Origin of the sequence: Streptomyces sp. Tu 3180, from assembly GCF_009852415.1 — a bacterium.
In the GTDB taxonomy this organism is placed as follows: domain Bacteria; phylum Actinomycetota; class Actinomycetes; order Streptomycetales; family Streptomycetaceae; genus Streptomyces.
On sequence record NZ_WOXS01000002.1, the window covers coordinates 8078665 to 8091632 of the forward strand.

Annotated in this window: 9 protein-coding genes and 3 pseudogenes; 8 read left to right on the forward strand and 4 right to left on the reverse strand. The window is 70.2% G+C overall.

Going from position 1 to position 12968, the window contains the following annotated elements:
• Positions 1-120: 120 nt before the first annotated feature.
• The 4 genes and pseudogenes from GL259_RS36335 (at position 121) to GL259_RS36350 (ending at position 4980) form a co-directional block, all read left to right on the forward strand.
• A complete protein-coding gene (locus tag GL259_RS36335; RefSeq protein WP_159537921.1) occupies positions 121-1428 on the forward strand; it encodes an extracellular solute-binding protein in 1308 nt (435 codons plus the stop codon).
• A gap of 95 nt (positions 1429-1523) precedes the next feature.
• Positions 1524-2521 (forward strand): annotated as a pseudogene (locus GL259_RS36340) (sugar ABC transporter permease).
• Between the two features lie 12 nt (positions 2522-2533).
• Positions 2534-3457: a carbohydrate ABC transporter permease gene (locus tag GL259_RS36345; protein ID WP_159537923.1), complete on the forward strand. Its 924-nt coding sequence runs from the start codon at positions 2534-2536 to the stop codon at positions 3455-3457.
• A gap of 83 nt (positions 3458-3540) precedes the next feature.
• The gene (locus GL259_RS36350; protein ID WP_159537925.1) at positions 3541-4980 is read left to right on the forward strand and encodes a GH1 family beta-glucosidase; all 1440 of its coding nucleotides are present in this window, start codon (positions 3541-3543) and stop codon (positions 4978-4980) included.
• A 282-nt stretch (positions 4981-5262) separates the two neighbouring features.
• Here the strand turns inward: GL259_RS36350 and GL259_RS36355 are convergent.
• From GL259_RS36355 to GL259_RS36365, 3 genes and pseudogenes are all read right to left on the reverse strand, one after another.
• Positions 5263-5909, reverse strand: a pseudogene (locus GL259_RS36355) (IS6 family transposase); the annotation flags it as partial.
• Between the two features lie 306 nt (positions 5910-6215).
• Positions 6216-7334, reverse strand: coding sequence for an acyl-CoA desaturase (locus GL259_RS36360; RefSeq protein WP_159537927.1), 1119 nt, complete (start codon positions 7332-7334; stop codon positions 6216-6218).
• Between the two features lie 7 nt (positions 7335-7341).
• Complete coding sequence (locus GL259_RS36365; RefSeq protein WP_159537929.1) at positions 7342-8397, reverse strand: ferredoxin reductase; 1056 nt, start codon at positions 8395-8397, stop codon at positions 7342-7344.
• A gap of 87 nt (positions 8398-8484) precedes the next feature.
• Between GL259_RS36365 and GL259_RS36370 the strand changes: the two genes are divergently transcribed.
• Positions 8485-9624, forward strand: a complete 1140-nt coding sequence (locus GL259_RS36370) for a PucR family transcriptional regulator (protein ID WP_159537931.1) — start codon at positions 8485-8487, stop codon at positions 9622-9624.
• Positions 9625-9837: 213 nt separating this feature from the next.
• Positions 9838-10494, forward strand: a pseudogene (locus GL259_RS36375) (IS6 family transposase).
• 42 nt (positions 10495-10536) lie between these two features.
• Here GL259_RS36375 and GL259_RS36380 read toward each other — a convergent pair.
• On the reverse strand, positions 10537-10992 hold the full coding sequence (locus GL259_RS36380; protein ID WP_159537933.1) for a hypothetical protein: 456 nt from the start codon (positions 10990-10992) through the stop codon (positions 10537-10539).
• A gap of 567 nt (positions 10993-11559) precedes the next feature.
• On the opposite strand from GL259_RS36380, the gene GL259_RS36385 reads away from it, so the two are divergent.
• Both GL259_RS36385 and GL259_RS36390 read left to right on the forward strand, forming a co-directional pair.
• On the forward strand, positions 11560-12399 hold the full coding sequence (locus tag GL259_RS36385) for an aldo/keto reductase (protein ID WP_159537935.1): 840 nt from the start codon (positions 11560-11562) through the stop codon (positions 12397-12399).
• A 256-nt stretch (positions 12400-12655) separates the two neighbouring features.
• A complete protein-coding gene (locus GL259_RS36390) occupies positions 12656-12961 on the forward strand; it encodes a hypothetical protein (RefSeq protein WP_159537937.1) in 306 nt (101 codons plus the stop codon).
• Positions 12962-12968 lie beyond the last annotated feature (7 nt).

Genomic DNA, 12968 nt, shown 5'->3' on the forward strand with positions numbered 1-12968 from the left:
GCGCCGGTGGGAACGTGCCCACTATTGATTGGGCACGTTCCCACTTGATCGTCAGAGCCGCTGTAGTCATCGCAGACCTCGTCACTCCGATGTGTCAGCGCCGTCGCTAGGAGGAAATCCATGGGCACTTTCGGTTCGTTGCGCACGAGGGCGGTGGCAACAGTCGCGGCCACCGGCGCGCTGGCGCTCGTCGTCGGCTGCAGCAGCAGCGACGATGCGGTCACCGGTGGTGGCAAGAAGGACGGCAAGGTCGTCATCACCATGGGCCTGTACGGCGTGATGGGCATCAAGGAGACGGGCCTCCTCGAGCAGTACGAGAAGGAGAACCCCGATGTCGACATCAAGGCCGAGATCGCCGGTGACGAGCAGACGTACTACACCGCGCTGCAGACCAGGCTCGCCGCAGGCAACGGTCTGAAGGACATCCAGGGCATCGAGATCGGCCGGGCCAAGGAGATCACCGAGACCCAGTCGGACAAGTTCGCGGACTTCGCCGGCATGGCGGGCACCGAGCACTTCCTGCCCTGGAAGGAGTCCCAGATCAGCACCGAGGACGGCAAGGTGCTCGGCCTGGGTACCGACATCGGCCCGATGGCCGTCTGCTACCGCAAGGACTACTTCGAGCAGGCGGGCCTGCCCACCGACCGCGAGGAGGTCGCCAAGCTGTGGGAGGGCGACTGGAAGAAGTACGTCGAGGTCGGCCGCACCTTCAAGAAGGACTTCAAGGGTAAGGGCGTGGCGTACATGGACGCGGCCAGCGGCCTGTTCAACGCCACGGTCTACGGCTACCCCGAGCAGTACTACGACGACAAGGGCGAGCTGATCTACGACAAGAACCCGGCCGTCAAGGAGGCCTGGAACCTCGCGGCCGACGCCGCCGAGGACGGGCTCTCCGCCAAGCTCCGCCAGTTCCAGCCGGGTTGGGACCCCGGGCTCGCCAACGGCACGTTCGCGACCGCGGTGTGCCCGGCCTGGATGCTCAGCCACATCAGCGAGAAGGCCGGTGCGGCGAACAAGGGCAAGTGGGACGTCGCCCGGGCGCCCAAGGGCGCCAACTGGGGCGGTTCCTTCCTCGGCGTGATCGAGAAGAGCCCGGTGAAGGAGGAGGCCAAGAAGCTCGTCGCCTGGCTGACCGCGCCGGAGCAGCAGGCCCACATCTTCAAGGAACTGGGCAACATCCCGTCCTCGCAGAAGGCGCTGGACGCCGCCGACGTGAAGAACGCGACGTCGGAGTACTTCAACAACGCGCCGATCGGCCAGATCTTCGGCGCCGCCGCCCAGGAGATCCCGGACAAGCAGGTCCTCGGCCGCAAGGACGGCACGATCAAGGACACCTTCTCCCAGGGCTTGGCCCTGGTCGAGCAGGGCACTTCGCGTGACGAGGCGTGGAAGACCACCACGGAGCGCATCGAGAAGGCGGTCGGCTGACCGGTCGCCCCCGCGGCCGCCCGGGCTCGCTCGCATTTCGCCGGCGGGCGGGCCCGGGGCCCGGCTCACACATCCGCTCTCAGGAAGGAAGTCCGGTGGCCACCTCCACCACCAAGGCCCTGGCCGGCGAGGAGCCGCCAGGCCCGCCCCGCAAGACGGACGGCGAGGGAAGCGCCCCACGGCGACGCAGCGCGCTGCTGCACCGCCTGGACATCAAGGGCGCGCCGTACGCGTTCGTCGCGCCGTTCTTCGTCGTCTTCCTCGCTTTCAGCTTCTACCCCCTCGTCTACACCTCGTGGATCTCCCTGCACCGGGTCGAACTCGCCACCCTCGACGTCATGGAGTGGGTGGCGTTCGACAACTACCTCGAGCTCTGGGGCGACTCACGGTTCTGGAACGCACTGCAGAACACCATCACCATCGGCGTCATCTCCACGGTGCCGCAGCTGCTGATGGCGCTCGGCCTGGCGCACCTGCTCAACTACCGGATGCGTGCGTCGCTGTTCTTCCGCGTCGCCTCGCTGGTCCCGTACGCCACCTCGGTCGCCGCCGCGGCCCTGGTGTTCACCATGATCTTCGAGCGCGACTTCGGCATGATCAACTGGGCGCTCGGCTCGGTCGGCATCGACCCGGTGGACTGGGAGGCCGACAAATGGCCCGCCCAGGTAGCGATCTCCACCATCGTCATCTGGCGCTGGACCGGCTACAACGCGCTGCTCTACCTGGCCGCCATGCAGGCCATCCCGCCGACCGGTACGAGGCGGCCTCCCTCGACGGCGCCTCCCGGTGGCAGCAGTTCACCCACGTCACCGTGCCCGGGATCCGCTCCACCATCGTCTTCACCATCGTGCTCTCCACCATCGGAGCCACCCAGCTGTTCGGCGAACCGCTGATCTTCGGCCAGGGGCCCAACGGTGTCACCGGCGGCGCGGACAACCAGTACCAGACGCTGGGCCTGCTGCTGTACGAGGAGGGCTGGAAGAACTACCAGATGGGCCGCTCGGCGACCGTCGCCTGGGCGATGTTCCTGCTGCTCGTCCTCGTCTTCGTCGTGCAGCGCCTGATCAAGCGGCTGCGCGCCCGTACGTCCTGACCTGGAGTCGTCATGACCACCCACAGCCTCCCGGCCCGGACGGACGACCCGGCCCGGACCTCCGTCGAGAAACCGGCCGGTCGTGGCGGCCGCCGGCTGCTGCGCCAGCGCGCCGGCCGCCAGCACCACGCGGGCCCGCTCGCCTACGTCCTGCTCGTCATCATGGCGGTGCTGTCGATCTTCCCGCTGTACTGGACGATGGTGGCGGCCTCCACCGACAACACCCGCGTCAGCCAGACACCGCCGCCGTTCCTGCCCGGCCCGAACCTGTTCAGCAACCTCGCCCGGGCCTGGGACGAGGCGGCGCTGGGCAAGGCGATGATGAACAGCCTCGTAGTGGCCGGGGTGATCGCCCTGTCCACGGTGATGTTCGCGACGCTCGCCGGCTTCGCTTTCGCCAAGCTGCGGTTCAAGGGGCGCAACGTCCTGCTCATGCTGGTGATCGGCACCATGATGGTGCCGCCGCAGCTCGGTGTCGTACCGCTGTTCATGATGATGTCCGAGCTGGGCTGGTCGCAGCAGCTGCCCGCCGTCATCTTCCCCACGCTGGTGAGCGCGGTCGGGGTCTTCTTCATGCGGCAGTACCTGTCCGAGGCGCTGCCGGACGAGCTCGTCGAGGCCGGACGTGTGGACGGGGCGCACTCGCTGCGGATCTTCTGGAGCATCGTGCTGCCCGTCGCACGGCCCGCCATGGCGGTCCTGTTCATGATCACGTTCGTGCACGCGTGGAACGACTTCTTCTGGCCGTTCGTGGTGCTCGACATGACCAACCCGACCGTCCCCGTCGCACTCACCCAGCTCAGCGCGGGCTATGTCCGCGACCAGTCGCTGATCATGGCGGGCGCGCTGCTCGGCACGCTGCCCCTGCTGGCGATGTTCATCGTCTTCGGCCGCCAGATCGTCAGCGGCATCATGGCGGGCGCCGTCAAGGGCTGACCCGCCGCGCCGGCCTGGCGCGAACCCGCACCCCTCATGGCCTTCGCGCCCCCGCGAACAGCCCCTCTCCAGAAAGGACATACGTGGTCACCGCAGCACAGCAGACCGCGTCCGCCCCGGACGCCGCCCGTACCTTCCCCAAGGGCTTCCTCTGGGGCTCCGCGACCGCCTCCTACCAGATCGAGGGGGCCGCCGCCGAGGACGGCCGCACACCGTCCATCTGGGACACCTACGCCCGCACCCCCGGCCGGGTCCGCAACGGCGACACCGGTGACGTCGCCACCGACCACTACCACCGCTGGCGCGAGGACGTCGCGCTCATGGCCGAACTCGGTCTGGGCGCCTACCGTTTCTCCCTCGCCTGGCCCCGGATCCAGCCCACCGGCCGCGGTCCCGCGGTCCAGAAGGGCCTGGACTTCTACCGGCGCCTCGTCGACGAACTGCTGGACAAGGGGATCCAGCCCGTCGCCACCCTCTACCACTGGGACCTGCCGCAGGAGCTGGAGGACGCCGGGGGCTGGCCCGAGCGCGCCACGGCGGAGCGGTTCGCGGAGTACGCGGCCCTCGCCGCGGACGCCCTCGGTGACCGGGTGAAGACCTGGACCACCCTCAACGAGCCCTGGTGCAGCGCCTTCCTCGGCTACGGTTCCGGCGTGCACGCGCCCGGCCGCACCGACCCGGTCGCCGCCCTGCGCGCCGCCCACCACCTCAACCTGGCCCACGGCCTGGCCGTTCAGGCACTGCGCGACCGCATCCCCGCCGCCGCCCAGTGCTCGGTCACGCTCAACATCCACCACGTCCGCCCGCTCACCGGCAGCGACGCCGACGCCGACGCGGTCCGCCGGATCGACGCGCTCGCCAACCGGGTCTTCACCGGCCCGATGCTGCAGGGCGCCTACCCGGAGGACCTGCTCAAGGACACCGCCGCGCTGACCGACTGGTCCTTCGTGCGCGACGGGGACCTGGAGCAGATCCGTCAGCCGCTGGACTTCCTCGGCGTCAACTACTACAGCCCCACCCTCGTGTCGGAGGCCGACGGCAGCGGCACGCACAACGCCGACGGACACGGCAGGAGCGAACACAGTCCCTGGCCGGGGGCCGACCGGGTCGCCTTCCACCAGCCGCCCGGCGACACCACCGCCATGGGCTGGGCCATCGACCCCACCGGCCTGTACGAACTGCTGCGCCGGCTGTCGTCGGACTTCCCGAGGCTGCCGCTGGTCATCACGGAGAACGGCGCCGCGTTCGACGACTACGCCGACCCCGCCGGCCAGGTCAACGATCCCGCCCGGATCGCCTACCTGCGCGGTCATCTGGCCGCCGTCCACGAGGCCATCGTGGACGGTGCGGATGTGCGCGGCTACTTCCTCTGGTCGCTGCTGGACAACTTCGAGTGGGCACACGGCTACAGCAAGCGCTTCGGTGCCGTCTACGTGGACTACCCGACCGGTACGCGCATCCCGAAGGCCAGCGCCCGCTGGTACTCGGAGGTCGTCCGCACCGGTGTCCTGCCCGGCGCCTGACCGGGTTCGACGGGCACCGGGCTCCCGCCCCGCACGGTGCCGCACCACGGACGCGCCCCCGCGCCCCCGCACGCCGGGGTGCGGGGGCGCGCCGCACTCATCGGGATCAGGCCGTGTACTGGTAGGCGCAGTAGGGGCGTTGTCACGTTGTTGAGTGCGTGGTTGTCTGATGATGTGCCAGGGCGCGGTGGCCGCGCGGTCCGGGTGCATTCGGACTGTGGTGGGCCGGCCGGCGGCGTGGGTGATCTGGTCCCAGATGGCGAAGCGGATGGTCATCTCGACTCGGTGGCCGGAGGCGGTCATCAGGTGGCGGCGGGGTCGGAAGTGGGGTGAGATGCCACTGAACAGGGCCAGGAACCGCTGGGTTCCGCCGACGCCACGAAAGCCTTTCATTGCTCGTTCACGCTGCCGCGTGGGCTGATGACTGTTCCCTGCCCGGTGGTTCAGGCCCTTGTGTGAACGGTGCTCGGCAGAGGGCGTGATCTCTCGGTGGGCAGCGCCGTAGGAGCGGAGCTTGTCCGTGACGATCACCCGTGGCACCGCGCGGGTCCTCTTCAGCGGTTTGCGAAAGAAGCGCTGGGCCGCGGCCTTGTCCCGGCGAGACGGTACGAGGACGTCCAGAACGGTGCCGTCGGCGTCGACGGCCCGCCACAGGTACTTCCTTTCTCCGTTGATCTTGATGAAGACCCCGTCCAGGTGCCGTTCGTCCCCCGGCGGGGCCGCTGACGACGCGGCGCGCCGGCATGGACCCGCCCGAACTCGGCGCACCAACGGCGGACTGTCTCATGGGAGACGAACACGCCCCGCTCGAGCATCAGTTCCTCGACCTCGCGGAACGACAGCGGGAAGCGGTGGTACAGCCACACACAGTGCGCGATGATCTCGACCGGGTACCGGTGCCCCTTGTACGACGGCGGCGCGCTGTCCACGAACGGCCCCTCCCAGCATGACCAGCCAGAAGATCATCCCACCCGGTCAGTCAACGTGACAGTACCGTGAGCATCGATCGCGAAGGCCGTCCACCTCTCCTCACCTGCGCGGATGAGGTTTTCAGCAAGGACAGGGCCGTGTGCTGAGCTCCTGGCGCACGTCCAGGCAGCGCAGCCGGACACTGAGCTGCTCCGGATCCCGTGTCGTACGGTCCGGCGTCGTGGTTGCCCTACCGTCCGCAACGGATCTCACCGAACCCGGCGGTGCCGCCGGTACGGCCGAAAGATCTGAACCAATACTGGGAATCAGGCCGCGAGGAGCTCCTGCTCGCGGTCCGGCGTCTTGACCTTGGGCTTCTTGTTCGGCAGCGAGAGCCGGAAGACCTTGCGCCACGCGGAGAACACCTGCTTGGGCAGCGGCCCGGTGACGTATTCCAGCTCGTACTTCTCGAACAGCGCGCGCACCTTCACCGCGACCTCGGCGTACCGGTTGCTCGGCAGATCCGGGAACAGGTGGTGCTCGATCTGGTGCGAGAGGTTGCCGGTCATGAAGTGCATGGCCTTGCTGCCGCTGATGTTCGCCGAGCCCATCATCTGGCGCAGGTACCACTGGCCGCGCGTCTCGCCCTTGATCGACCGGCGCTCGAAGACCTGCACGCCCTCGGGGAAGTGCCCGCACATGATCACCGAGTGGGACCAGAGGTTGCGCACCAGGTTCGCGGTGAACGTGGCGGCGAGCGTGGGGAGGAACGACGGGCCCGACAGCAGCGGGTGGATCACGTAGTCCTTGAGCACCTGCTTGCGGATCTTGCGGCCGACGGCCCTGGCCCGCGCGCGGAACTCCGGGTTCTTGCGGCGGTGCTTGCTCAGGTTCCTGCCGAGCTCCAGGTCGTACGCGGCGATGCCGTACTCGAAGAAGCAGGCGTTGAGGAAGTTCCACAGCGGCTGGCCGAGGTGGAACGGGTGCCACTTCTGGTCCTCGTCGACGCGCATGATGCCGTAGCCGAGGTCGTTGTCCTTGCCGATCACGTTCGTGTACTTGTGGTGCAGTTCGTTGTGCGAGTGCTTCCACTGGTCGGACGGCGAGACGTGATCCCATTCCCAGGTGGTGGAGTGGATCTTCGGATCCCGCATCCAGTCCCACTGGCCGTGCAGGATGTTGTGGCCGATCTCCATGTTGTCCATGATCTTCGCCACGGACAGCCCGGCGGTGCCGAGCAGCCACGCGGGCGGGAAGAACGAGAACAGCAGCACGCCCCGGCTGACCAGCTCGAGCTTGCGCTGCGCCGCGATGACCTTGCGGATGTACGCGGCGTCCTTCTCTCCGCGGCCGGCGATCACCTCGTCGCGGATCGCGTCCAGCTCGCGGCCGAGCTCCTCGATCTGCTCCGCGGTCAGGTGGGCGGTGGGGTCGATGGCGGTCAAACTGTTCCTACCGTTCGATGTCGCAGGAGCCCGCCGCGGCGGACACGCAGGTCTGGATGAGGACGCCCGGCTCGGCCTCGGTGATCTCGCCGGTGCGCAGGTCTCGGACGGCGCCCGCCTTGAGCGGCGTGGTGCAGCCGAAGCAGATGCCCATGCGGCACCCGGAGGGCATGAGCACGCCGGCCTCTTCGCCGACGTCGAGCAACGGCGTGGCGCCGTCCGCGTCGACACTCTTGCCGGTGGCGCTGAACGTGACCTCGCCGCCATCACCGGCGACGACGATGCCGGGTCGGAAGCGTTCGGTGTGCAGGCGGTCCTGGACGCCGTGTGCGCTCCAGTGCTCCTCGGCGACGTCGAGCAGGCCCGTGGGCCCGCAGGCCCAGGTCTCGCGCTCGGCCCAGTCGGGCACGAGTGCGTCGAGACGGGTGATGTCGAGCATGCCGTCCGTGGCGGTGTGCACCTCGGTGAGCCGCAGCTTCTTGTCCGCGACCAGGTCGTGCAGTTCCCTGCGGAAGATCACGTCCTGCGGCTGTGGCGCGCAGTGGACCATGACGACGTCGTCGAACTCGGTGTCGCGCAGCATGCCCATCACGGGGGTGATGCCGCTGCCGGCCGTCAGGTAGAGCACCTTGGCGGGTGTGGTCTGCGGCAGCACGAAGTCACCGGTCGCCTGGTCGAGCTGGATCACGGTGCCCGGTTCGACCCTGCGGACCAGGTGGTTGCTGACTTTGCCGTCCGGAATCGCCTTCACGGTGATCGTGAGACGGCCGTCCTGACGGCTCGCCGGAGAGGTGAGCGAGTAGGCACGCCACAGGCGCACCCCGTCGACGTCGACCCCGATCCGCACGTACTGGCCGGCTGTGTGGCCGCGCCAGCCCCGTCCCGGTCTGATCACGATGGTCGCGGCGTCACTCGTCTCGGGGTGCACGGCCTCGATGCGCCCCCGCAGGTCAGCGCCCGCCCGCAGCGGGCTGACCAGGTCGAGGTAGTCCGACGGCAGGAGCGGCGTCGTGACCATCTCCAGCAGTTTCCACGCCCTGCTGCGGAGGGCTGTACTCGTCATGACTCCAGCTTGCTGCGCCTTGAGGCGTAAAGTCCTGACCGCAGGACGTGAATCTGGTCGATCGATTTGTTCGCAGGGAATGAAAACGTGAGTCACGCACTCCGGAGGGTCAGCGAACTGGCCTTGGATGAGACGACGGTCACCGCGCTTCGGGCCACACTGAAGACCACTGCCGACGAGGTCGTCCAGGCGATCATCGACGAGGTCCCTTCCTACGCCAACGCCCTTTCGGGCCACATGGGCGCCACCATCCGCCGAGCCGTCCGCACCGCCCTGGGGCACTACCTGGACCTCGCGAGCGGGAACGCCACGGGCGGCGACGCCGGTGACGCGGCCTACGAGCTGGGCCGCGGCGAGGTGCGCGACGGCCGTTCGATGGACGCCCTGCTCAGCGCCTACCGCGTCGGTGCCCGCGTGGCCTGGCGATGCCTGGCGGCGGGTGCCGTACCCGCGGGCCTGCCCGCCGCCGAGGTCGCCAAGTTCGCCGAGCTGACCTTCGCCTACATCGACGAGCTCTCCGCCGCGAGCGCCGCGGGCCACGCCGACGAACTGGCCGCCCGGGGCAGGGCCCACGAGCGCCACCTGGAACACCTGGCCCGCGACCTCCTCGCCGGCGCGAGCCCGGACGTGCTGCTGGCCTCCGCGCAACGGGCCGGCTGGCAGCCTCCGGTTTCGCTGACCGCGGTCCTGCTGCCCGCCGCCCAGGCCCGGCCTGCCTACCGCGCGCTCGACCCGAGCACCCTCGTCCTCGACGATCTGCCGGACACCACCGGCGCGCTGCTCGTCCCCGATGCCGACCGATCACATCTCTTGAGGCAGCTGACCGACCGCACCGCCGTGGTCGGCCCGGCCCGGCCATGGACTCGTGCGTCCGCGTCGTACGCACGAGCCGTACGCGCGCGCTCCCTCTCCTCTGACATTCGCGACACCGAGGACCACCTGCCCGAGCTGGTGCTGAGCGCCGACGTGGACGCGTACGCGGACCTGCGTGCCCGAGCCCTCGCACCGCTGCTGGCCTTGCCTGACGCGACCGCACGACGGCTGGAGGAGACGCTGCGGGCATGGCTGCTGCACCAGGGCAGGCGCGAGGAGGTGGCGGCGGCGTTGTTCGTCCATCCCCAGACAGTCCGGTACCGGATGTCGCAGCTGCGGGAACTGTTTCCGGATCTCGCCTCCCCACACCGGGTCCTCGAACTGACGCTGGCGGTCGGTCTCCGAGGCAGCTGACGAGTACTGCCTCGTTTTCGGTGCCGTCAGATGGCTCATGCGCCCCGGGGAAAAGCGGTATGAGCCAGCTGAGACCGGGGGTTGATGTGAGGACCGGACAAGGGCGTTGTCACGTTGGCCGACCGGTCTGGGGTGGTCTTGGAGTTGGTCGTGCCGGGGAGGGGTTCGCTCGGGTCGTCCGCGCCGCCGTCGTACAAGGGCCACCGGTACCCGGTGGAGATCATCTCCCGCTGCGTGCGGCTGTGCCACCGCTTCCCGCTCGGCTTCCGCGAGGCCGAGGAACCGATGCCCGAGCGCGGCGTCATCGTCTCCCACGAGACGATGACGCCGCTGGTGCGCGAAGTGCGGGCCGGGCTGCGCGAACGGCCTGCGCCGACGGCGGCCCCGGCCCGGCGGCACATGGCACCTGGACGAGGTCTTCATCAGGACCGGCGGAGAGCGGAAGTACCTGCGGCGGGCCGTCGACGCCGACGGCAGCGTGCTCGACGTCCTCATACAGAAGCGGCGGGACGGGGCCGCTGCCCGCCGCTTCCTCCGTAAGCTGCTCGAGAGGACGCGCACGGTGCCCCGGGTGATCGTCACCGACGAGCTCCGCTCCTGCCGGGCCGCCCACCGCGAGGTCATGCCCTCCGTCGAGCACCGGCAGTCGAAGCACCTCGGCAACCGGGCGGAGAAGGGCCACCGGCCCGCCCGGCGGAAGGGCTTCCGCTCGGCCGGCGGGCGCAGCGGTTCCCGCCCGCGTTCAGCGGCATCTCACCGCACTTCCGGCCCCGCCACCTGATGACAGCCTCCGGCCACCGCGTCGAGATCACCCTCTGCTTCGCTGTCCGGGAGCAGGTCACCGGCGCCGGCCGGCCCACCACGGCCTGAACACAGGCCCGGGCCGCGGGCCCACCACACCCCGACACACCATCAGACACGCACGCACCCAACAACGTGACAACGCCCCATCGAGGGATGGTCGGCGAACCGGACGACGGCCTCGACGGGCGTGGCGGGGTTCTGCAGCACCAGCTCCGTCATCTCGAGGACGGTGGACGGCGGTGTCGCCTTGTCGGCCGCCGCCGCGCGGCGGACCTCGGCACGCGGGTGCCGTGCGAGCCGGGCGGCCAGGTCCGCCGTCGTCCACGACGCGAGCTCCGCAACGACCCGTACGTCCGGATCGGCGGCCGGCATCTCCCGTACGGCGGCCGGGAGTCCGGGGCGGGCGGCCGGCTTCACCCGGTGCTCCACGTCTGGATCCGCCGCGAAGTGCCACGCCCGTTCCGGGTCACCGGATCCCTCGTCGAGCAGGGCGAGCGCGGCATGCGGCGATGCGACGGGACCGACGTCGGCGGCGGTCAGCAGGCCCGCGTACGCAAGCCGCACAGCGCTTTCCCCGATCCGTGAGGCCAGGGCGGTCGCCTGCCCGTGACCGGGATCCGCACGACACGCCGGACTCTCGGCGACGTCCGCGTCCGCGACCGGGATCATCCGGCCGACCAACCCGACGGGCGGAGCCGCACGGGCGGCGAGCCCGCACAGCACATGATTCACAGGAGGACATCCCGCCCGGGCTGTGCTCTGTACGAGGCGTGCAGCGCGGCGGCGGCGCAGCCCGATCGGAGGCGGAGCCACCAGGAAACCGTCGCGTTGCGCTCGGGTCCGGCGAATCGGCGAGCGCCGGCCCGGTGCGGCGCGACACCACCGGGTCCGGCACCCCGGTGAACGTTCCCCGGGTGCGGGAGCGGGTGCGGGTGCGGACGAAGGCCGGTGCCGGTCCGGGCCGGGGGAGTCCGTGCCGGCCTCCGGACGCCGGGATGATCCAGACGACCGGCCCCGGGCCTGTCCCCTCGGCCGGGGGATCGATGTCCTGGTCGGTGGCCGATCCCGGTCGGTGGGCCGACGGCCGGCCGCGTTGTTAGCGTTGCCCCGTGGACGAGGGGGCGGCAGCACGTGACATCGACTGAGTTCCGTATCGGCGGGGACCTGAAGGTACGGCGGCTCGGGTTCGGGGCCATGCACCTGCCGACGGAGCCGGGCCCGGTCCGTGAGGCGTCTGTCGCGGTCGCCCGGCGGGCCGTCGAGCTGGGTGTCGATCTGATCGACACCGCGTACCTGTACGGCGGCGGAGCCAACGAGGAACTGCCGGCCGAAGCCCTGCACCCCTACCCGGACGGGCTGCTCGTCACCACCAAGGTCGGCGTCGCCCGGTCGGGCCCTTCGGACGAGTGGAGGCTCGACGGGAGGCCGGCCGTCCTGCGCGCCCAGGTCGAGCAGGCTCTGCGCCGACTGCGCGTCGAGCGGATCGAGCTGCTCCAGCTGCACCGCATCGATCCGCGGACGCCGCTCGCCGACCAGCTCGGTACGCTGCGGGACCTGCGGACCGAGGGCAAGATCGGCCGGATCGGGCTGTCCGAGGTCACCGCCGACGAACTCGCGCGGGTACGGGAGATCGTGGACGTCGCGAGCGTGCAGAACCGCTACAACCTGCTCGACCGCGAGCACGAGCCCGTGCTGGCGGCCTGCGAGGCGGCGGGGATCGCGTTCCTGCCGTGGCGCCCCGTCGCCTGGGGGGAGTCGGGGGCGAGGGCGGAGGTCGCAGCGGTGGCGGCCGAGGTCGACGCCACCCCCACGCAGGTCGCGCTCGCCTGGCTCCTCGCGCGCTCACCGGTCGTCCTCCCCATCCCGGGCACCGCCCGGATCGACCACCTGGAGGAGAACCTCGCCGCGGAAGGCGTCCGCCTGGCCTCCGCCCACCGCGACCGGCTCGACCGGCTCTCCGGGTCGGCGTAGGGACCCCTCTCCTCGGGCGTGAGCGAAGCCTCGTACCGCCCCGCCGACGAGCGCAGCGCTTCCTTCCCGCGCACCGGGAAACCCTGACGGCCGGCCCGGGGGAGCGCCGGCAGGGCGTGGCCGACGCGGTGGCGGCGGAGGAAGGCGCTCTGCCGTCCAGGCAGCCCCGGCTCTCCCGCGCCCGCCTTCTCCGGGCGGGAGGCACGCGGCCCGCGGGACGGTGTTGTGCGGGCGGGAATCGGGGAACCCGGCCGGCATGACCGCACATGATCAAGAGACCTCCGGGACCGACCAGCAGGTGGTGGACCGGCTGGTACCCGTCTGGCTGCAGGAGATGGAACGGCACGACGCCGGTGCGGCGCGACGGGTGCGTGCTTCCTGGGACAGCGGCACGCTGCCGGAGGAGACCGCACGTGATCTGATGACCTGGGTGACCGCCCGCATCACGGACACCGGCTTCAACGAGGACGAGGGCCCGGACGTCACCGGCCCGGCCCGCATCACCCCGGCGGACAAGGAGAGCGTGCACCGGTGGCTCGCCGCGCGGGGGCACCGGCTGTGAGCGCTCC

Coding starts and splice junctions, on each gene's coding strand:
- GL259_RS36335 (WP_159537921.1), top strand. CDS start 121: ATGGGCACTTTCGGTTCGTTGCGCACGAGGGCGGTGGCAACAGTCGCG.
- GL259_RS36345 (WP_159537923.1), top strand. CDS start 2,534: ATGACCACCCACAGCCTCCCGGCCCGGACGGACGACCCGGCCCGGACC.
- GL259_RS36365 (WP_159537929.1), bottom strand. CDS start 8,397: ATGACGAGTACAGCCCTCCGCAGCAGGGCGTGGAAACTGCTGGAGATG.
- GL259_RS36390 (WP_159537937.1), top strand. CDS start 12,656: ATGACCGCACATGATCAAGAGACCTCCGGGACCGACCAGCAGGTGGTG.